The 19695-nt window shown below is 64.0% G+C and carries 21 protein-coding genes; 9 read left to right on the top strand and 12 right to left on the bottom strand.

Going from position 1 to position 19695, the window contains the following annotated elements; translation table 11 throughout:
* Nucleotides 1–288, bottom strand: a 288-nt coding sequence (locus L981_RS01155) for a glutathione S-transferase N-terminal domain-containing protein (RefSeq protein WP_043610968.1), incomplete at its 3' end; no start/stop codon positions are given.
* A 197-nt stretch (nt 289–485) separates the two neighbouring features.
* Here L981_RS01155 and L981_RS33155 point away from each other — a divergent pair.
* The 4 genes from L981_RS33155 (at nt 486) to L981_RS01135 (ending at nt 5783) form a co-directional block, all read left to right on the top strand.
* Complete coding sequence (locus tag L981_RS33155) at nt 486–854, top strand: hypothetical protein (RefSeq protein ID WP_156133936.1); 369 nt, start codon at nt 486–488, stop codon at nt 852–854.
* Nucleotides 855–978: 124 nt separating this feature from the next.
* Complete coding sequence (locus tag L981_RS01145; protein ID WP_052201517.1) at nt 979–2349, top strand: PepSY domain-containing protein; 1371 nt, start codon at nt 979–981, stop codon at nt 2347–2349.
* A 174-nt stretch (nt 2350–2523) separates the two neighbouring features.
* On the top strand, nt 2524–4857 hold the full coding sequence (locus L981_RS01140; RefSeq protein ID WP_043610967.1) for a bifunctional diguanylate cyclase/phosphodiesterase: 2334 nt from the start codon (nt 2524–2526) through the stop codon (nt 4855–4857).
* 137 nt (nt 4858–4994) lie between these two features.
* On the top strand, nt 4995–5783 hold the full coding sequence (locus L981_RS01135; RefSeq protein ID WP_043610966.1) for a L,D-transpeptidase family protein: 789 nt from the start codon (nt 4995–4997) through the stop codon (nt 5781–5783).
* 73 nt (nt 5784–5856) lie between these two features.
* On the opposite strand, the gene L981_RS01130 is transcribed toward L981_RS01135, so the two are convergent.
* A complete protein-coding gene (locus tag L981_RS01130; protein WP_043610964.1) occupies nt 5857–6333 on the bottom strand; it encodes a MarR family winged helix-turn-helix transcriptional regulator in 477 nt (158 codons plus the stop codon).
* A 116-nt stretch (nt 6334–6449) separates the two neighbouring features.
* Here L981_RS01130 and L981_RS01125 point away from each other — a divergent pair, with 116 nt between their 5' ends.
* Entirely contained in the window at nt 6450–6872 is a 423-nt protein-coding gene (locus L981_RS01125; RefSeq protein WP_043610962.1) for an organic hydroperoxide resistance protein, read from the top strand.
* A gap of 79 nt (nt 6873–6951) precedes the next feature.
* Here L981_RS01125 and L981_RS01120 read toward each other — a convergent pair whose 3' ends face one another.
* On the bottom strand, nt 6952–7239 hold the full coding sequence (locus L981_RS01120) for a DUF1236 domain-containing protein (RefSeq protein ID WP_043610961.1): 288 nt from the start codon (nt 7237–7239) through the stop codon (nt 6952–6954).
* Between the two features lie 147 nt (nt 7240–7386).
* Here L981_RS01120 and L981_RS01115 point away from each other — a divergent pair, with 147 nt between their 5' ends.
* Nucleotides 7387–7629 (top strand): hypothetical protein, encoded by a 243-nt coding sequence (locus L981_RS01115; RefSeq protein WP_043610959.1) that lies wholly within the window; start codon nt 7387–7389, stop codon nt 7627–7629.
* A gap of 149 nt (nt 7630–7778) precedes the next feature.
* Here the strand turns inward: L981_RS01115 and L981_RS01110 are convergent, their stop codons facing one another.
* A complete protein-coding gene (locus L981_RS01110) occupies nt 7779–9353 on the bottom strand; it encodes a helicase HerA-like C-terminal domain-containing protein (protein WP_043610957.1) in 1575 nt (524 codons plus the stop codon).
* A 250-nt stretch (nt 9354–9603) separates the two neighbouring features.
* On the opposite strand from L981_RS01110, the gene L981_RS01105 reads away from it, so the two are divergent.
* On the top strand, nt 9604–9996 hold the full coding sequence (locus L981_RS01105) for a hypothetical protein (protein ID WP_043610956.1): 393 nt from the start codon (nt 9604–9606) through the stop codon (nt 9994–9996).
* Between the two features lie 73 nt (nt 9997–10069).
* Here L981_RS01105 and L981_RS01100 read toward each other — a convergent pair whose 3' ends face one another.
* Together L981_RS01100 and wrbA are read right to left on the bottom strand one after the other, a co-directional pair.
* Nucleotides 10070–11272 carry a CynX/NimT family MFS transporter gene (locus L981_RS01100; RefSeq protein WP_043610955.1) on the bottom strand — a complete coding sequence of 401 codons (1203 nt, stop codon included), beginning with the start codon at nt 11270–11272 and terminating at the stop codon, nt 10070–10072.
* Nucleotides 11272–11904, bottom strand: coding sequence for an NAD(P)H:quinone oxidoreductase (wrbA, locus tag L981_RS01095; RefSeq protein WP_043610952.1), 633 nt, complete (start codon nt 11902–11904; stop codon nt 11272–11274). The genes L981_RS01100 and wrbA overlap by 1 nt, the downstream gene beginning before the upstream one ends.
* A gap of 105 nt (nt 11905–12009) precedes the next feature.
* Between wrbA and L981_RS01090 the strand changes: the two genes are divergently transcribed.
* Nucleotides 12010–12921 carry a LysR family transcriptional regulator gene (locus L981_RS01090; RefSeq protein ID WP_043610978.1) on the top strand — a complete coding sequence of 304 codons (912 nt, stop codon included), beginning with the start codon at nt 12010–12012 and terminating at the stop codon, nt 12919–12921.
* Here L981_RS01090 and L981_RS01085 read toward each other — a convergent pair.
* From L981_RS01085 to L981_RS01075, 3 genes are all read right to left on the bottom strand, one after another.
* Nucleotides 12918–14078, bottom strand: coding sequence for an MFS transporter (locus tag L981_RS01085; RefSeq protein ID WP_043610950.1), 1161 nt, complete (start codon nt 14076–14078; stop codon nt 12918–12920). The genes L981_RS01090 and L981_RS01085 overlap by 4 nt on opposite strands.
* A gap of 199 nt (nt 14079–14277) precedes the next feature.
* A complete protein-coding gene (locus L981_RS01080; protein WP_043610947.1) occupies nt 14278–15114 on the bottom strand; it encodes an aldo/keto reductase in 837 nt (278 codons plus the stop codon).
* Nucleotides 15115–15218: 104 nt separating this feature from the next.
* Nucleotides 15219–16400: an MFS transporter gene (locus tag L981_RS01075; protein ID WP_043610945.1), complete on the bottom strand. Its 1182-nt coding sequence runs from the start codon at nt 16398–16400 to the stop codon at nt 15219–15221.
* A 138-nt stretch (nt 16401–16538) separates the two neighbouring features.
* Between L981_RS01075 and L981_RS01070 the strand changes: the two genes are divergently transcribed.
* Nucleotides 16539–17432 carry a LysR family transcriptional regulator gene (locus tag L981_RS01070; RefSeq protein ID WP_043610943.1) on the top strand — a complete coding sequence of 298 codons (894 nt, stop codon included), beginning with the start codon at nt 16539–16541 and terminating at the stop codon, nt 17430–17432.
* Nucleotides 17433–17453: 21 nt separating this feature from the next.
* Here L981_RS01070 and tam read toward each other — a convergent pair whose 3' ends face one another.
* From tam to L981_RS01055, 3 genes are all read right to left on the bottom strand, one after another.
* A complete protein-coding gene (tam, locus tag L981_RS01065; protein ID WP_043610941.1) occupies nt 17454–18227 on the bottom strand; it encodes a trans-aconitate 2-methyltransferase in 774 nt (257 codons plus the stop codon).
* An 11-nt stretch (nt 18228–18238) separates the two neighbouring features.
* Entirely contained in the window at nt 18239–18901 is a 663-nt protein-coding gene (locus L981_RS01060) for a haloacid dehalogenase type II (protein WP_034789254.1), read from the bottom strand.
* 190 nt (nt 18902–19091) lie between these two features.
* Nucleotides 19092–19652, bottom strand: a complete 561-nt coding sequence (locus tag L981_RS01055) for a phosphatase (RefSeq protein WP_043610939.1) — start codon at nt 19650–19652, stop codon at nt 19092–19094.
* Nucleotides 19653–19695 lie beyond the last annotated feature (43 nt).

The raw sequence follows: 19695 nt of genomic DNA, 5'->3' as shown, positions 1-19695 counted from the left end.
GATATCGGCAGGCGCCAGTGGCCCGCCATACTTGCGCGCGAGATAGAGATTGTTGGCAAGCGATTCCGTCAGCACCACGCCGTCATCCTCGATCGCGGGGATCAGCCCCATCGGGTTGACGGCAAGGAAAGCGGGCGACTTGGTGTTGATCGGCGCATCGGTAGCCAGAGGATCGGCGACACGGCGCGCCTGGATGACCGGCACCGATTGGAAAGGGATGCCGAGCTCCCGCGCCATCCAGTAGTTGCGCGATGCGCGCGAGCGATAGACCCCATAGATCGTCAGCATGTCGATTTCCTCCCGTCCTGCGTTGTCGTCTGTCTTAGGCAAGCGCCGGGGGCGACGGAAGCGGGCGGCGCTGATAGCACACATGAAATCTTTTGATTCGCCGTGCGGCGCTTTGCCGGCTTGCCTTTGCGGCCGCGGATCTTTAGCTGTCGCTGGTCGGTTTGGGGATAGATTTGACAGGTTTTTTGGGGGATCGGTTGACGAACTTGGCGGCGCGCATGCTTTGCGCGCTGGTTCTCGTCGTTTCGGCCTTGATCCAGCAGCCGGCCGCCGCCATGCCGCGGTCGCCGGATGCAATTGCCTACGTGCTCCCCGATGGCAGCCTTGCCGATCTTTGCCTCTCGGGCCACGACGACCCCGATGGAAAAGGCGGCGCGAAGGGGCATGGATGCCAGTCCTGCTGCCTGGTTGCGCCCGCCGACCTGCCTGCGCCTTACCCGGTCGCCTTGCCGTCACAAGCCCGGACGGCTCCACTTTCCGCTCCGGCCAGCGATTTCGGCTTCGTTCGCTCGGTGCTATTGACCGGAGCCGGGCCAAGGGCGCCACCAACGGTTTTCTCCGCCTGATACGCGCTTGAACGACAGCTGATCGGCCCATGGGCGTCACTCTTCGACGCGCGTTGCCATGATCGGCAGTCGTACCGATCACCAAGAGGCGAAGCCGTGCAAACGGTCCTTCCCGGAGAAAACCATGACAACCGCATCCTTCACCAGTGCCGTGGAAAGCCCCGCGGCCACAGAGCGCGGCATCTCGCTCTACCGTGCCATCTGGCGCTGGCACTTCTTTGCCGGCCTGCTCGTCATCCCCTTCATGATCAGCCTGGCGCTGACCGGTGGGCTTTATCTCTTCAACGACGAGATCGACGATACCGTCTTTGCCTATCGCAACGTCGTGCCCACGGGCACGGAGCGGATGTCACCCTCCGCAGTCGTCGCCACCGCCGTCGAGTCCGTGCCCGGCAGCGCGCCCGTCTCCTATCGCACACCGGCGGGTGCGGATCGTTCCGCACGGGTCACAGTCGGCATCGGCAAGGCCCGCATGCTGGTCTTCGTCGACCCCTATACCGGCGCCATTCTCGACCGGGTCGCGCCATCGGAGGAATTCAACCAGGTGGTCGAGGACCTGCACAGCCTCGACTATTTCGGCAAGTCGGTCGAAACGATAATCGAGATTGTCGCGGGCTTTGCCATCCTGTTGGTCTTCACCGGCATCTATCTCTGGTGGCCGCGCCAGCAGACCGGCGGTGTTCTGACCGTGCGCGGCACACCGGCGCGCCGCGTCTTCTGGCGCGATCTCCATGCCGTGACCGGTATCGGGGCCGGCCTGCTGATCGTCTTTCTCGCCTTTTCGGGGCTTTTGTGGTCGGGCTATTGGGGGGCGACGGTCAACGGCAAGCTGACGGCGATGGGGCTCGGTTATCCGGCAGCGCTGTGGGATGAGGTTCCGACCTCCAGCAAGGTGTCGACCGACGTGCTGCCCAAGGCCAATTGGCTGATGGAGAACGCGCCGGTTCCGGCCTCCAGCGGTGGTACGGGTGAGCCGGTCGGGATCGATCGCGCCGTCGCCATCGCGGATGCTGCCGGCATGCTGCCCGGCTACGAACTGGCGATCCCGCTCGACGAGACCGGCGTCTATACGGCGGCGATCTTTCCCGCCGACCTTGCCCGGGAGCGCACGATCCATATCGATCAATATTCCGGCAAGCCGCTCGTCGACATCTCCTTTGGCGATTACCCGGCGCTCGGCAAGGCGATCGAGTGGAGCATCAACGTGCACAAGGGGCAGGAATGGGGACGTTTCAACCAGCTGCTGATGCTGGCCGCCTGCATTTCCATCGTGCTGGTTTCCCTTTCCGCCGTCGTCATGTGGTGGAAGCGCCGCCCGGCAGGACGCATCGGCGTGCCCCCGATGCCGCCGCAGCGCAGCGTCTATGTGGGATTGTGGCTCATGGCGATTGCTTTCGGGTTGGCGTTTCCGTTGACCGGCATTGCGATCGTCGTCATGGTGATCGCCGATCAATTGCTGATGCGCGTTGCGACGGTGCGCCGGCGGCTGTCCTGAACGAACAGCAAGGGGTGGCGTCGTCCGCCCCTTCTATCGCCCGCTGCAACTTGGTCGTTGCAACCTCTACACGATTTTTCTACAGTTATTTAGGAAGGGCTAACTCTTGCTCGTCTAACGTGAAGTGGGGAAAGATCGACCAGCGACGCGACGAAGAGCGTCGGGAGGCCTTGCTTGGCGAAGAACACGTCCCGCAATCCGCGATATGCCGCTCTCAATGCTGGCGGCAACGAGGAAACGCGCCGCCTGATCGATGCCAGCAATCGGCTGGCCGAAGAGGTCGCGCGCATCTTTCCGAGCGAACCCGACATCGCCGACCGCCACTACTGGTTGGAGACGATGATCAACCATGTGCCCGACTACATCTACGCCAAGGATGTAGAGGGGCGGTTCCTGATCGCCAACCAGGTGACGGTTGCCGACAACGGGCTCGAAGCCTTGAAGGATATCGTCGGCAAGACCGATTTCGATCTCCATCCGCCGCAGATGGCCAAGGCGATCGCCGACATCGAGCGTCGAGTCATCGAAACCGGCGAGCCGATCTTCGGCATCGAGGAGCGGGCCATCGTCAGCAAGGGCCGCGATCGCTGGCTGATGACCTCCAAGGTGCCGCTGCGCAACAAGAGCGGCAAGATCGTCGGCATCGTCGGCGTCTCGCGTGACATCTCCGACCGCAAGGCGGCCGAGCGGCTGCTGGAAGGGCAGGCGCGCCTGCTGGAAATGATCGCCAATGGCCGGCCGCTCGACGCCTTCTTCCGCGACATGATCCTGTTGATCGAAGCCCTGATGCCGGGCATCAAGGGCTCGGTGCTGCTGCTGTCGGCCGATGGCCGCTATCTCTTCCACGGCGCAGCGCCAAGCCTCGACGAGGCCTATTGCGCGACCATCCACGGCGTCGAGATCGGTCCGCGCATGGGCTCCTGCGGCACGGCCGCCTGGCGCGGCGAGCAGGTGATCGTCTCGGATATTATGATCGATCCGCTCTGGGACGATTATCGCGAACTGGTGGTTCCGTACGGTTTCCGCGCCTGCTGGTCGACCCCGATCCATTCGCGCGAACGCAAGGTGCTCGGCACCTTTGCGCTGTACTCCGAATCGGTCGGCGTGCCCGACGACGGGCAAAAGGAGCTGATCGCAATGGCGGCGCATCTCGCCGGCATCGCGATCGAGCGCAAGCAGGCGGAAGATCGCATCAGCTTCATGGCGCACCACGACGCGCTGACCGGTCTGCCGAACCGTGCGCTGTTCGAGGAGCAGGTCGCCGAGGCGCTGGAAGCCTTGCGCGGCAGCGGCCAGTGGGCCGTGCTGGCCTTCCTCGATCTCGACAATTTCAAGCTGGTCAACGACACGCTCGGCCATGCCGCCGGCGACGAACTCCTGAAGGTCACGGCGTCGCGCATGCGGGCTTCTGTGCGCAAGTCCGACATGGTCGTGCGGGTCGGCGGCGATGAGTTCATCCTGCTTTTGAACGGGCTTCCCTGCGAACGCGACATCGTGCTGGCTCGGCTCGAGGATATCCGGCGGGCGATCGCAGCGCCGATGCAGATCGAGGGCCGCAGCCTGCAGGTCACCTGCAGCATGGGGGTCGCCTGTTTTCCCAATCAGGGCAAGACGGTCGGCGAACTACTCGCCAATGCCGACATGGCGATGTACCGGGCCAAGGAGCTCGGCCGCAACAACCTGCAGGTCTTTACCGAAGAGATGGCCGCCAAGGCCCATGAGAAGCTCAAGCAGCAGGAAGAACTGCGCCAGGCGCTCGCGCGGGAAGAGTTTTTCCTGCAGTTCCAGCCGCAGATGAATCTGGCGAATGGCCGCGTGTTCGCCGCCGAAGCCTTGCTGCGCTGGCGTCACCCCGAGCGTGGCACGGTCTCGCCGGCGGCCTTCATTCCGCTCGCCGAGGAAACCGGGCTGATCGTTCCGATCGGTGACTGGGTGCTGCGCGCCGCCTGTCGTCAGGCCAGGGCCTGGCAGGATGCCGGCCTGCCGCAGTTGATCATCAGCGTCAACGTTTCGGCGCGCCAGTTCCGCGAGCGCAACTGGGCCGCCCACGTGGCTGCAATTCTCGCAGAGACCGGGCTTGACCCGTTCTGCCTCGAACTGGAACTGACCGAGAGCCTGATCATGCAGGACGTCCCGGGCGCGATCGCCACCATGCACGAGCTGCAGGCGATCGGAGTGCATCTGGCGATCGATGATTTCGGCACCGGCTATTCGAGCCTCAGCGCGCTGAAGCGCTTTCCGGTGCGCCGCCTGAAGATCGACCGGTCCTTCGTCGCTGACATCCCGACGGATCTCGACGACAACGCCATCACCGCCGCGATCATTTCGCTCGCCCGGAACCTCGGCCTGCGTGTCATCGCAGAGGGTGTGGAAAACCAGGCCCAGGTCGAATTTCTCCGCCAGAGCGGTTGCGACGAGATCCAGGGCTACTTCTTCAGCCGGCCGCTCTCGGCTCCGGATTTCGAGGCGCTCATGCTTCAGCCCCGGTTCAGTATCCACAGCGTTTGAGCCCTGCCGCCCGCGACGCAAGCCTCGTTCCAGCCGTAAATGCAAGCATCGCCCCAATCCGTGGGGGCTGTGCGTAGCATTTCGTTAAGCAAATTCATGCAGCACTCCTCATGCCGCACTCAAGCCCCCAGAGTTCGATGTCCTCTTCAGTCCTTTTCTCCCGTCGCCAGTTTCTTCGCACGTCCGGCGTGGCACTCGCCTCCGCCGGTCTTGCAAGCTGCACTTCGTCGATGAACACGGATGTCTTTCGCTATGAGACGGCCCCGGTGTTCCGCAATCCAGCGGTCGAGGGACGTTTTACCGATCCGCGCGCCGAAGGCATCTATGAAAGGCAGGATGGCCCAGGGCCGGTTCCGACCGGTCTGCCGCCGCAGGGCCTCTATGTCTCGGACATCTATGCCTCGGTGAGCGACAGCGGCTATCAGGTGCCGGAGGTGCCGTTCCGTCAGATCGACGCGCGCTTCTATCGCCAGGAGGTCAGCGACCCCTTCGGCGAGCAGCCGGGCACGATCGTCGTCGATACCGGCGACCGTTACCTCTACCTGATCCAGCCGGGCGGCCGGGCGCTGCGTTACGGCGTCGGCCTCGGTCGCGAGGGTTTCGCCTGGTCCGGCCGCGGCGTCATCCAATGGAAACAGAAGTGGCCGCGCTGGACCCCGCCCGACAGCATGGTCGCGCGTCAGCCGCAGCTGAAACCCTATTCGGCCAAGAACGGCGGTATGGCTCCGGGCCTCAACAACCCGCTCGGTTCGCGGGCGCTCTACATCTTCCAGAACGGCCAGGACACGCTCTACCGCGTCCACGGCACGCCCGAATGGAAGTCGATCGGCAAGGCGGTCTCGTCCGGCTGCGTGCGCATGCTCAACCAGGATGTGATGGATCTCTACGATCGCGTCCGCGGCAAGGCGCCGATCCTCGTCATCTGATGACGGGCAGGGGCGGATATCCGCCCCTCACATTAATGCGCGGCACCCTTACGTCGAGCGGAAGGCAGGCCGGTCACTCTTCGCCCGGGCCGGCATTGAGCTGTCGCGTCAGCTGATGCAGCGTCTCGCGAATGTCTTCCGCTTGCTTCAGGCTGCATCCCGAAGCCTTGCTGATGCCCACAAGGATGCCGAAGGCCTCGTTCTTCAGGTCCTGGCCCTTGTCCGTCAGCCGCACGATCACCTGTCGTTCGTCGCTCGGATCGCGCTGGCGGCCGACATACCCGGCTGCCTCGAGGCGTTTGAGAAGCGGAGACAACGTTCCTGAATCCAGCCCGATCTCCTCGCCGATCCGCTTGACGGTCATCTCGTCCTGTTGCCAGAGCGCCAGGAGCACGAGATATTGGGGATAGGTGAGGCCGAAACGATCGAGCAACGGCTTGTAGGCGCGGTTGAATGCGTGCGCCGCAGAATAGACCGCAAAACACAGCTGCTTGCCGAGCGCGAGTGCTTCCTCGGGAATGGTGTCGCTATGTGCCGCCTTGTTCGCCATGCACCATTGTCGCAAAAAGACGTCCGAAATGCAATTTGCAAAATTAATTTGCGTACAATTGAATTTTGCGCTATCTAAATCGCATTCACTCAGGAAACGCAAAGGAGACCCCGCCAATGCCCATTCTTTACCGCACCACAGCATCTGCAACCGGTGGCCGCGCCGGCCAGGCCAAGAGCGCCGACGGCGTGCTCGACGTCACGCTCACCGTTCCGAAGGAACTCGGCGGTGACGGCGCCCGCGGCACCAATCCCGAGCAGCTCTTTGCAGCCGGCTACTCGGCCTGCTTCCTTGGCGCGCTGAAATTCGTGGCCGGCAAGGAGAAGGTAAAACTTCCGGAAGACACCACGGTGACGGGAACTGTCGGCATCGGTCCGCGCGAAGATGGCACCGGCTTCGGCATCGACGCCGCACTCGAAATCTCCTCGCCGGGCGTCGACAAGGCCGTGCTCGAAGATCTCGTCCAGAAGGCGCATATCGTTTGCCCTTACAGCCATGCGACCAAGGGCAACATCGACGTGAAGCTCACCGTCGCCTGAGTTTCCTCAGATACCCTATTGAAAGAAGCCCGGCGGTCTCCGTCGGGCTTCTTCTATTTCCGGCATGCTGTGTGCCGGTCTACTGCAGAACCTCGATGACCCGCCTGGTTTGCGGATCGACCAGCACTCTTTGCTGGTTGACGACGACATAGCCGTAGGTTGGCTGCTGCGGGATCGGGTAGACCTCGACCGTGTCGGGCAGGGGCTCGCCCACCACGACGGTGCCGTCATAGGTTACCGATGGGCTGGTTTGCTGAAGGACGTAGGTTTTGACCTCGCCGGGAACGACGACCGTCGTGGTCTGAGCCAGGGCGACGCCGGAAAAGGCAAGGCTCGCTACAAAACTGGCTAGGATGATTTTCTTCATGACAGTACCTCCTGTCCCTAGCCAACGGCCCGGCGACCGATTGGTTCCCCTTGGAGGGCGTTGAGCGGTGCTTGAACCGAGACTTCGGCTGGGCGTTGCTGGAACCTATGGTCCGGCTGGGCGTTGATGAGCAGGAGGTAAAATAGGATGATCGCCAGGCCGAAATCCAGAACCTGCACACTCGCGCAGCGCGAGCTCGAATGCGCAACCGCGTTGCGCGAGGAGTTCGAACTGCTGACGGATTTCGCCGAGCGCGCAGGGTGGCATTGGGACGAGATCGCTCTGGCCCTGCTGGAGCTGACGGACGAATACGCGGCCACCCAGCGGGCCGCCGTTGCAGTGAGCGGACGGCGCCTGAGCGCAGTCACCGTCCCCAAGACGCGGCATTGATGGCGGCACGGCAGGCCGTCGGGCAATTTCGCGATGCCGTTCCGGCACTCCGCGTTGGACTTAAGCTTTCTTCAGAAATTCGGTGCGACGACGCGCCCTGATGGGGGCAGGGCGCGTGGGAATGCATGGGCCGCGTCGGCCGGCCGTGGTTAGCGCCGGCTGAGGCTGCCGAGGATGCCGCGCACCAGGGCGCGGCCAACCTGGGTCGCGACCGTCCGGGCGACCGATTTCATTGCCGCTTCGACGACCGTCTCGCGCTGGTAGCCCGAGCTGCGCGGACGCGCCTGCTTGCCGGCCGGTGCCGCCTGATCGTCGTCGCCAAAGCCGGGCAGCGTCCAGCGGCTGCCGCCGGTGCTGGCCTCGCTCGTCTGCTGGCTGGCCTGAGCCTGGGCCTCGGCCTGCGCGTCGGATGCCTTCTTGGCGCGTGCTGCCAGGATCTCGTAGGCCGATTCACGGTCGAAATCCTCGTCGTAAAGACCGCGGACCGGGCTGACGTCCATGACCTTCTTTCGCTCGGCCTCCGTCAGCGGGCCGACGCGCGACTGCGGCGGGCGCACCAGCGTGCGCTCGACCATCGAGGGTGCGCCCTTGCCTTCGAGCGTGGAGACCAGAGCTTCGCCGGTGCCGAGATTGGTGATCACGGTGGCGCAGTCGAAATCCGGGTTCGGGCGGAAGGTGTCGGCGGCGGTCTTCACCGCCTTCTGGTCGCGTGGCGTATAGGCGCGCAGCGCATGCTGGACGCGATTGCCGAGCTGTCCGAGAACCGTGTCCGGAACGTCGAGCGGGTTCTGGGTGACGAAATAGACGCCGACGCCCTTGGAGCGGATCAGGCGCACGACCTGTTCGACGCGCTCGATCAGTGCCTTCGGCGCGTCGTTGAAGAGCAGGTGCGCCTCGTCGAAGAAGAACACGAGCTTCGGCTTGTCCGGGTCGCCCACTTCCGGCAGTTCCTCGAACAGTTCCGACAGCAGCCAGAGCAGGAAGGTGGCGTAGAGCCGCGGGTTCATCATCAGCTTGTCGGCGGCAAGCACCGAGATCGCGCCGCGACCGTCATTGGTGGTGCGCATGATGTCGGAGATCTTCAGTGCCGGCTCGCCGAAGAAATGTTCGGCACCCTGCTGTTCGAGGATCAGCAGCTCGCGCTGGATCGAGCCGACCGAGGACTTGGAAATGAAACCGAACTGGTTGGAGAGTGCGCTCGCATTGTCGCCCATGTAGTTGAGCAGCGCCTGCAGATCCTTGAGGTCGAGCAGCGGCAGTCCGCCCTCGTCGGCGATCTTGAAGGCGATGTTGAGCACGCCTTCCTGCGCGTCGGTCGCATTCATCAGCCGCGACAGGAGCAGCGGGCCCATCTCCGACATGGTGGTGCGGACACGATGGCCCTTTTCACCGTAGAGATCCCAGAAGATGACCGGGAACTCTTGAAACTCGTATGGGTTCGTCGGCAGGCCGATCTGTTCGGCACGCTTCAAGATGAAATCCTTGGCTTCGCCGATCGCGCCGATGCCGGAGAGGTCGCCCTTGACGTCGGCGCAGAAGACCGGGACGCCGGCGTTGGAAAAGCCTTCTGCAAGCACCTGCAGGGTGATCGTCTTGCCGGTGCCGGTGGCGCCGGTGACCAGGCCGTGGCGATTGCCGAACTTGAGCTCCAGATACTCGCCCTTGTTGATCGAATCATCAGGCTTGCGGCTGGTGCCGATAAAGAGCTTGCCTTCTTCCAACATGTGGGCTTCATCTCCGTTTCATCAATGAAAGCGGGCGGTTCGCAGTGTCGCGGTGGCGCGCCGTCATCGAAATGTGCCTGGATTTCTGTTATAGGTGGTGCGCTTGCGCCCGGCAACAAGGCTGTGCCCATCCGCGACCGGAAAGCGGCGATATAGACGGGTCGATAGTCACGGCTCACGGCTTGTTATTTGGTGAGCGATCATTTACCTTGACGTCAACGTCAAAAATCCAAAATGAGGGAGTTTCTCCATGAATGAACTGGTCACGCGCGTTGCTGAAAATGTCGGCATCGAGCCGGCAATGGCCGAAAAGGCTGTCGGCATGATTCTTGGCTTCCTGCAGCGCGAAGCCGCCGACGGTCCGGTTGCCCAGATGATCGAAGCGATCCCGGGCGCGTCCGAGCTGATCGCGCAGTACAACGGCGAAGGCACCGGCGGCGGCGGCCTGCTCGGCGGTCTGATGTCGGCGATCGGTGGCGGCGGCGTCATGGCGCTCGGCCAGCAGCTGATGAGCCAGGGCCTCGGCATGGGTGAAATCACCGGGCTTGCCAAGGAAACCATCGCATTCGCCAAGGAGAAGGCTGGCGCCGACGTGGTCGACGAAGTCGTCGCTTCGGTTCCGGGTCTCAGCCAGTTCGTCTGATACGGGCGTCTCGACTGCAAAAACGAAACCCACCGGCATCTGCCGGTGGGTTTTTTGTTGGCTGCGGCTGGTGTCAACGTTCGGATCTGCTTTCCCGTAGCGTCCGTTCGAGTGTGGGCGCCAGCGCGATGCAAAGAACGGCGCCGGCGCCGATGAAGACCGCCCCTGAAGCCCATCCGTAGTGTTCGATTGCGGTTCCGACCGCAACAGGGCCGACGAGCTGCCCGAAGTTGCTGCCCTGCATCAGCAGGCCCATCGTCATTGGCGCAAGCGCCGGACGCGGCGACAGGAGCGGCACGGAAGAGATCAGCGTCGCTGGGATGAGCCCGCCGATCGCGGAAAACAGGATGCAGAGCGCCAGGATCAGATGTCCGCCTGACGGGCTCAGGAAAATCCAAAGGCCGGACACGCCGGTCAAGAGTGCGGCACTCGCGACCAGCCTGCCGCGGGCAAAGCCGCGGGACAGAAGATGGCCGGCGGCCAGATTGCCGAAGACGTTCACCAGGGTGATGACGGCGCTCAGGAGGCCAACGGTTCCAAGCGAGACCTGCAGGCGCTCGATCAGCAGGATCGGCAGAAAGCTGGAAAGCGTGAAGCTCATCAGGCTGTAGAGCGAAAAGAGCACGAAGAGCAGCACGGGGCCGCGGCTCGTCAGCGTTTCCGCGGCATCGTCCCTGAAGCGGGTGGAGACACGCGATGCTTGTCGGGACGGCGAAACGGCGAGGAAGATGGAGGCGAGGCTTGCAAGCGTGAGCAAGCCGTTGCTCCACCAGATCGCCTGCCAGTCGGCAAAGGCAGGGCCCGTCAGCATGGCGATCGCCATGCCCGCGGGCATGAAACAGCTCCAGAGCGCAAAGACGACATCGCGGCGCTCCTGCGTCACCAGCCGCATGAGGATGGCGGGGCCGGCGACGACGACCAGCAGAAAGCCGAAGCCTTCGACGATGCGCGACACCAGAAGCAGCGTGAATGCCGGGCTCGCGGCGCCGGCAAAGGAACCGAGCGCCAGCAGCGCCATGCCGATGCCAAGCAGACAACGGTCGCCCGCCGCCGTGACGAATGCGCCGGCGGCCATGCCCCCGACGACGCCGACGATGGCGAAGACGGAGGTGATCCAGCCGAGGGCGGAGAGGTCAAGCCCCAGATCGGACTGCAGCAGCGGCCCGGCAATCAAGCCCTTGCCCACCTGCATGGCGGCGACCACACCGGCCGCAACCACTGTTGTCACGCCGGTCCAGTCGGTTCTGTCCCGGATGAGGATTGCCGTGGCGGTCATCACGCGGGCTCCGGCACGCGCGCACGGCCAGCCACGAGGGCGGCCGTGAGCTGCGCGATGTGGCGACCCTGGAAGCGCGCGCCGTTCAGTTCGTTGGCGCTCGGTTGGCGGTCGCCGCCACGACCGTTGTCGGCCAGCGTGGTGGCGCCATAGGGAGAGCCGCCGGTGATTTCGTCCATGCGCATCTGGTCCTTGAATGTATAGGGCAGGCCGACGATCACCATGCCCAGATGCAAGAGAACCGTATGGGTGGCAAGGATCGTCGCTTCCTGGCCGCCATGCTGGCTGCCGCTCGAGGTGAAGACCCCGCCGACGCGCCCCACCAGCGCGTCCTGTGCCCAGATGCCGCCCGCCTGGTCGAGAAAATTCTTCATCTGCGCCGCCATGCTGCCGAACCGGGTCGGCGTGCCGATGATGATCGCATCGTAGTCGGGAAGTTCCGCGACCGTGGCGACAGGCGCCTCCTGGTCGCGCTTGTAGCCTGCCTTGATTGCGACCGCCTCGGGAACGATCTCCGGCACACGCTTCAACGCGACGTCGGCGCCGGCGGCGCGGGCGCCCTCGGCCACCGCCTTCGCCATGGTTTCGATATGGCCGTAGGAGGAATAGTAAAGTACGAGCACCTTGGTCATCCGCTGTCCTTTCTGGAGAGCATCTCTGTTCAAGGAAAAGATGGGTGCTTTTCTTGATCTCTTGGAGTGATATAATTTTCATCAAGATGATCTATGGAATCGATCATGCTGGATGCGCTCACTCTCGATCAGATGCGGACCTTCGTGACCGTCGCCGAAAGCGGAAGCTTCCGCGCCGGTGCCGCCAGGCTCTCACGGGTGCAGTCGGCCGTCAGTCACGCCATTGCCAACATGGAGGCCGAGCTGGGCGTCGCCCTGTTCGACCGCTCAGGCCACCGACCGGCCCTGACCGCGGAGGGGCAGGCGCTGCTCGCCAATGCCCGCGACATCCTGCTCAGGGTGGACGCGATGCGCGCCCGGGCACGCGGGCTCGGCGAAGGCATCGAGCTTGAGCTATCGCTGGTCGTCGACACGCTGTTTCCGATCGAGACCGTCGGCCTGGCGCTGAAGGAGATGCGGGGCGCCTATCCGGATGTGTCCATCCGGCTTGCGGTCCTGCCGCTCGGCGGGCCGCTCGATGGCCTGGTCGATCGCCGCTTCACGCTCGGCATCACCGTCGGCGAGGATTTCCGCGATCCGGCGATCGCCCGCCGGGCGCTTGCGACGGTCGAACTCGTCGCGGTCGTTGCTGCAAATCATCCCTTGGGCCTGCGCGCAGGGGGAGATGTGCTCGACACTGCCGAGCTTGCGGACCATCTGCAGATCGTCCTGTCGGATCCGTCGCAGCGTACGGTCGGGCGCGACTTCGGCGTGCTCTCGCCGCAAACCTGCCGCGTCAGCAGCCAGGACACGAAACATGCGATGATCCGTTCGGGCCTCGGCTGGGGTCGGCTGCCGTTCTGGCAGGTGGAGCGCGACCTTGCCGAAGGCCTGCTCGTGCGCATGCCGACGGCCGCCCTCGGCCGCAACAGCCAGGTGGGGGCCGAGGCCTATCTCGTTCACCGGATCGACGAGCCGCTCGGACCCGCCGCCCGTGTTTTCAGCGAGGCTCTCGCCCGGATCTGCGCCGAGGGCTAGCGTCGGCCGTTGAACGCGAAGGCAAGCGTGAAGACTACGAGCACGAGGCCCACGCCGAGCGGGCCGGCGACCGGATTGATGAAGTTCATCAGCGCGCCGGTCGCGCCGGAGCCAGCGGCACTGCCGGCGGCATAGGCAAGCGAAAAGGCGGCGCTGCCGGCAACGAGCATGCTGCCGCGGTACTCTTCCCCGAGCATGGTGAGTGCTGCCGTATAGAGCGCGAAGCTCGCCGCGCCGATGAAGGCGAAGGTCAAAAGCAGCGCCACGTCGGACGAGAGGAACGGCACGAGAAGATAGCCGGTGGCAGCGATCGCGGCAGCCGAGATCGCCACCCGGCGGCGCGGCAGCCGGTCGAGCAACACACCGATGAAAGGCTGCGCGAGTGCCGTCGGTATCGCCAGGGCCGTGACGCTGAGCGCGGCAAAGGCCTGGCTGTGGCCCGTCTTGACGAAATAGACAGGCATGGCCGAGATCGCCGCGATATCGGCAAAACCGAACATCAGCACCATGAGGATCAGGATTGGCGCCTTCTTGAAAAAGGCAAAGAGGTCACGCGTTGAAGTGGGCTCTGGCCGGGTGCGGGCGCCCATGGTCAGAAGCCCGGTGAGGAACGCGACCAGCGCGATGTAGATCGCCAGGAGGGCAAAGCCGAGACCGCCGCTGGTGCCAAGCAGGGGGATCGCCAGCGGACCCGCGGCAAAGCCGCCGCACATGCCGGCACCATAGAGGCCGGAGACGCGGCCGCGCAGCCGGTCCGGGCAGGCGGTGTTCAGCCACGCTTCACCGAGCATGAAGACCATGCTGACGAAAAAGCCGAGCGCAAAGCGGGCGACAAACCAGATGACGAGTTCCGACGTCGAGGCCAGCGTCGCGAGACAGATAGAACAGCCGATCAGGCTGGCGATGATCAGCTTGTCGGCGGAGGCGAGCCGCGTCAGCCGGCCGAGAATGAGGGTCGCAACGCCGAGACCGGCGGCAAAGCCCATGGCGTTAAGGCCGATCATGCCGGCCGAGACGCCGCGGCTCTCAAGCGAAAGCGAGATCAGTGGATAGGTGAGCCCCTGCGCCACCGAGAAGGCGGTGACGCCGAGAACGACGGCGATGATCGCCGGCCAGTCGGGAGCAAAATCGCTCGCCTGCGCCTCATGCAACGACATCGCCCCCTCCCTCTGATCGGTGTCTTCAAGGCGATGTCCATATCGTATCCGCCGCCGGCAGGGAATTGGCCGGCGGCGAAATGACCGAGCGGGATGAGGAAAAGTGTGCGCGGTTTTCCGCCGGCATCCCGCCCCAATCCAAGAGGCGGGATGAGGAAAAGTGGATGCGGTTTCCACCCGCATCCCGCCCAACCTAAGATCAGGCGGCCTTGTCCCAGACCGGTGCGAGGCCTTCCGGGTTGACGATGCGGCCGTCCGCACGCGCAAGCGTGTGGATCTCGGCCATTTCGCCGTCGCCGAGCGCGAAGTCGAAGATCGCGAAGTTTTCCTTCAGGCGATCGATCGTCGCGGTCTTCGAAAGCGTGATCACGTCCTTCTGCTGCACCAGCCAGCGCAACGCGACTTGAGCGGCGGTCTTGCCGTGGCGGGCGCCGATCTCCTTCAGGAGCGGATCGTTCGGCACCTTGCCGTTTGCCATGGCGTAATAGGCGGTGATCGACATGCCGTGCTTGCGGGCGGTCTGAAGCACCTTGGTCTGGTCGAGATAGGGGTGGTATTCGACCTGGTTGGTGGCAACAGGCGCGTCGCTGAGCTTCACGGCCTCTTCCATCTGCGCCGTGTTGAAGTTGCTGATGCCGATATGGCGGACCTTGCCGGCCTTCTGAACTTCGTTGAGGGCGCCGATGCGCTCGGCCATCGGCACGTCACTGCCGCCCGGCCAGTGCAGGAGCAGCAGATCGACATGGTCGGTCCGCAGCTTCTTCAGGCTTTCGTCGACCGAAACGAGGAAGTCGCGATGGGCATATTTGTCGACCCAGACCTTGGTGGTGAGGAAGATGTCGGCACGGGAGACACCGGAATTCTGGATCGCTTCGCCGACTTCGGCCTCGTTGCCGTAGATCTGTGCGGTGTCCACGTGGTGGAAGCCGAGCTTCAAGGCTTCCGGCAGAACGCGCAGCACGTCGGCGCCGGGCATGCGGAAAGTGCCGAAGCCGAGCGCCGGAATGTTGGCGCCGTTGGAATTGACGGAATGCATGGTGGGTAACTCCTTGTACTTGGCATGTTATGCTTGATGCGCGCCCGGCCACTTGGCCGGGCGAAAAAGGAATGAGGCTATAGGTGGTCCTCGGGAACGGCGGTTCAAGCCGTTTGGTAGGCCGCCCCGGTGCGACGATCAAGGGCACCGCTGAGCAGCGTCAGCAGCAGGGCGGCGGCGACGAGCAAGGCACCGATGACGGGCGTCATGCCGAGGCCGAGCGGCGAGGCGACGATGACGCCACCGAGCCAGGCGCCGACGGCGATGCCGAGGTTGAAGGCCGCGATGTTGAGCGCGGAGGCGACATCGACGGCGCCGGGACGGTGTTGCTTGGCAAGCTGCACCACATAGAGCTGCAAGCCCGGCACATTGGCGAAGGACAGGAAGCCGAGTGCGGCAAGGGTGACCAGCGTCAGCACCGGCAAGGGGGCGGTGAAGGTGAAGAGCACGAGCACGGCCGCCTGCGCCAGGAAGAGTCCGATCAGCGCCTTCACCGGGTCGCGGTTGGCGATCTTGCCGCCGGCAATGTTGCCGATGGCGATCGCGATCCCGTAGAGCACCAGGATCAGGCTGACGGCGCTTTCCGAAAAGCCGGTGATGTCCTGCAGGATCGGCGCGAGGAAGGTGAAGGCGACGAAGGTGCCGCCGTAACCGAGCGCGGTCATGGCAAAGACGATCAGCAGGCGGCCGGAGCCGAGCACTCGGACCTGGTCGATGAGCTTTGCCGGCGGGGCCTTGGAGAGCGTGTTCGGCAACAGGGCGGCGATCGCGACAAGGGCGACGACGCCGAGACCGGTGACGGCCCAGAAGGTGGCGCGCCAGCCGAAGGTCTGACCGATCCAGGTGCCGAGCGGCACGCCGGTGACGATCGCGACGGTGAGGCCCATGAACATCATGGCAATGGCCGAGGCGCGGCGATCTTCCGGTACCAGGTCGGCGGCAATGGTCGAACCGACCGAGAAGAATACGCCATGGGCAAAGGCGGAAATGACGCGGGCGACGAGCAGCGGTTCATAGCTCGGCGACAATGCTGCGGCGGCATTGCCGACGATGAACAGCGCCATCAGGCCGATCAGCAGAGGCTTGCGCTCGATCCGGCCGGTGAGCGCAGTTAGAACAGGTGCGCCGAAGGTGACGCCGAGCGCGTAGACGCTGACGATCAGGCCGGCGAGCGGCAGGGTGACATTGAGGTCGGTGGCGACCGTCGGCAGCAGGCCGACGATCACGAATTCTGTGGTTCCGATCGCATAGGCCGCGATCGTCAGCGCAAGTATGGCAATAGGCACGACGAGACCTTTCCCACCCGGCTGGGAGCACCGGGCGTGTGGCTGTTGTTGAAGTCGGGGGGAATATGAGCCTTTGCACTCCTCACGATAATACGCATAATCAGACAAACGTTTGTGAATTCAGTTCAAAGGACGAGCATGGACAACCGGGCGGGTGAGATGGAGGTTTTTGTCGCCGTGTCGGAGACCCGCAGCTTCTCTGCTGCGGCGCGGCGTCTGAAACTGTCGCCGTCGGCGGTCAGCAAGCTGGTGACCCGCATCGAGGATCGGCTCGGCACGCGCCTTCTCGTGCGCTCGACCCGCACCTTGCAACTCACACCGGAGGGCGAAGTCTATTTCCAGCGGGCGCAACGGATCCTCGGAGACATCGCCGAGACCGAGCATGTCGTTGCCGCCGGCGGACGCATGGCGCCGCGCGGGCTCTTGCGGGTGAACGCCGCCGTCGGTTTCGGCGAGCGCTACATCATGCCGCTCGCGCCGGAGTTCCTGGCGCGATACCCGGAAGTCCACCTCGACCTGACATTGACCGATAGCATGATCGATGTGGTCGGCGAACGCACGGACGTGGCGATCCGCACCGGACCGCTGCGCGACTCATCCCTGAAGGCGCGCAAGCTAATGGAAACCCGGCCGGTGGTGATCGCTTCGCCCGCCTATCTGGAAAAGCACGGGATCCCGAAAACCCCTGACGATCTCGACGGCCACAACTGCATTCGTTTCAATTTCCGCCGCAGCGTCGACGAATGGGCGTTTCGCATGCCCGGCCAGTCTCAGATCGAGCACCGAACGGTCTCCGGCAACATGCAGGTTTCGAGCGGCTCGATCGTCCGCCAGCTCTGCCTTGCCGGGGTCGGCATCGGCCGGATCGGCCGGTTTCATGTCGAGCCGGATTTCGAGGCCGCAACGCTGGTGCCGCTGCTCGAGGACTATCAGTCGGGTGATATCGAGACGGTCTATGCAGTCTATGCGGGCCACGAGCATCTCGCGGCCCGCATCCGCGCCTTCATCGATTTTCTCGCCGAGCGCATGTAAGCGCCCGGCGTGCAGACGAAATCAGGCCGCCTTGACCGCCAGGATGAAGAACCGCGGAAAACGCAGGAGCACCTTGCCGTCGCTCGTCGCCGGATAGGCTGCGCGTATCCTGTCGGTGTAGTCGGCGAGAAAGCCGCTCCGCCGGCCCTCGGGCAGGGCGTCGAGATAGGGTCTAAGGCCGGTCCCTTTCACCCATTCGACGATCGCTTCCGCATTGGCGAGGCGATGATAGTAGATCGTGTGCCAGACCTCGATACGCGCTGCCCATGGCGCCAGGCATTCGACATAGGTTGCCGGCGGCGGCATCGGGTTGCGGCGGATGGTCTTGCCGGCAAAGGCCTCAGCGAAAGCCGGGCTGCGCGCGGTCTCTTCCATCAGCACGTGGGTCGGCTCTGCGAGATTGTCCGGCATCTGCACCGCGAGCGTGCCGCAGGAGGCGAGCGCCTTCATCAGCCTTTCAAAGATCATGAGATGGTTCGGAAGCCATTGGAAGACGGCGTTGCCGTAAAAAAGCGAAGCGCCGGTGGGAGGAACCCAGGTCGCAAGATCCGCCTTTTCGAAGGATACTCCGGGCAACCGCTTGGCGGCGGCAACGAGCATGTTCTCGTCGCTGTCGAGGCCGGAAAGTGTGCTCCAGGGAAAACGGTCGCGGATGAGTTCGGTGGAGTTTCCCGGGCCGCAGCCGAGATCGAAGGCGAGGCCTTCCGGCAGGTCGGGCACTTGGGCGAGAAGGTCTCTGGCTGGTCGAGTACGTTCGTCTTCGAACTTCAGATACTGCGCGGGCGACCAGGCCATCGGGAACTCCTTCAGATACCGAATTGCAGACTTTCGAGAGAGGGCAGGATCAACGCCGGACCGTGATCGCGATATTCGTCCGGCATGTCCGCCCTATTGATCCACACGGTGCGGAAGCCGAACTTCGTTGCCCCGGCAATGTCCCAGCGGTTCGACGACTGGAACGACACGGCGTGCGGGTAGAGCCTGTAGCTGGTGGTAACGAGATCGTAGACGGCAGGTGCCGTCTTGAACGCCTTGACCGCATCGACCGAAAAGACGTCGTCGATGACGATATCGAGTGCGGCGTTGCGCACGGCTGACGCGAGCATGGCCGGCGAACCGTTGGAGAGGATGGCGATCCGCGCCCCGCGCTCCTTGAGACCTTTCAGAACTGCCGGCACTTCCGGGTAGCAGTCGAGCGTCCAGTAGGCGTCGAGCAACCGCTTGCGCAGCTTCGGGTCGGCGGAGGGAAAGCGAGCGAAGGCAAAGTCGAGCGCCTGTTCGGTCAGCTTCCAGAAATCCTGGTAGCTGCCCATCAGCGAGCGCACCCAGGAATATTCGAGCTGCTTGGCGCGCCAGAGTTCGGAAAAAGCCTGCCCGTCCGGACCGATCTCCTCAGCGTGGCGCCTGACGGCCGCATGCACGTCGAAGAGCGTGCCGTAGGCGTCAAACACATAGGCCGCGTGGGACATCGTTTCCTCCCGTCTGCTGTCTTCGGCGCTGGCCGACAGGGCACACATGCCGCGTCAAAGCCCATCCGAAAACAAAGGCTTACAGCATCATGCCCGATCGGGCAGCATGCTGTCACCGTTCTTTACGCGGATCATGTCAAATATTTGTGCATCGCACAACGGTCGGCCGCTCGAAGGCAGGTTTGCTGCCTCAGCCCTTGGCCGGTTTCCAGACTTTCGCCGGAAAGCGCAGCGCCTGCTTGGCGAGCTTGCCCTTGAGCCCGAGCGCCGTGTCGCAAAGGTTGACCACATGCCGGTTCGGCTTGGCCTCCGGTCGCAACGCATGCAGGGCTGCGGCCGCGTCTTCCGGCGGCATGTAGCGCGCCAGAATTCCGAGCGTCAGCGCCGTCGCGCGGCCGATGCCGCGCAGGCAATGGACGAGCAGATGCGCGTCTTCGGGCAGCCGGTCGACGAAAGCGAAAGCGGCCTCGACCGCCTGCGGGCGCGCCGCATCCGGCTCGTCCGGATCGGTCGTGTCGCCGAAAAACAGTTCCAGGTGATTTTCCGGCGGCAGCTCGATCATCGACAGAAGCCGGCTGCCGGGTGCGCGGATGGAGATCAGGTGCGTCGGCGCCCAGAGCGCGCGATTGTGCCGCGCTTCGGTCTGCGAGCTGACGATGACCCGGATCGGCCAGCCGGACGGATGCGCCGGATTGGCCTTGAGGATGGGATGGTAAAGTTCATCCGCAGTAACGGCTGCCGCAAGCGCCATGACAGGACCTCGCTCGTGATTCTTCAGCGCGGATTTTGCCCTG

The organism is Ensifer sp. ZNC0028, assembly GCF_000799055.1.
Lineage (GTDB): Bacteria > Pseudomonadota > Alphaproteobacteria > Rhizobiales > Rhizobiaceae > Ensifer.
This window is presented reverse-complemented; position numbering and strand designations above follow the sequence as displayed.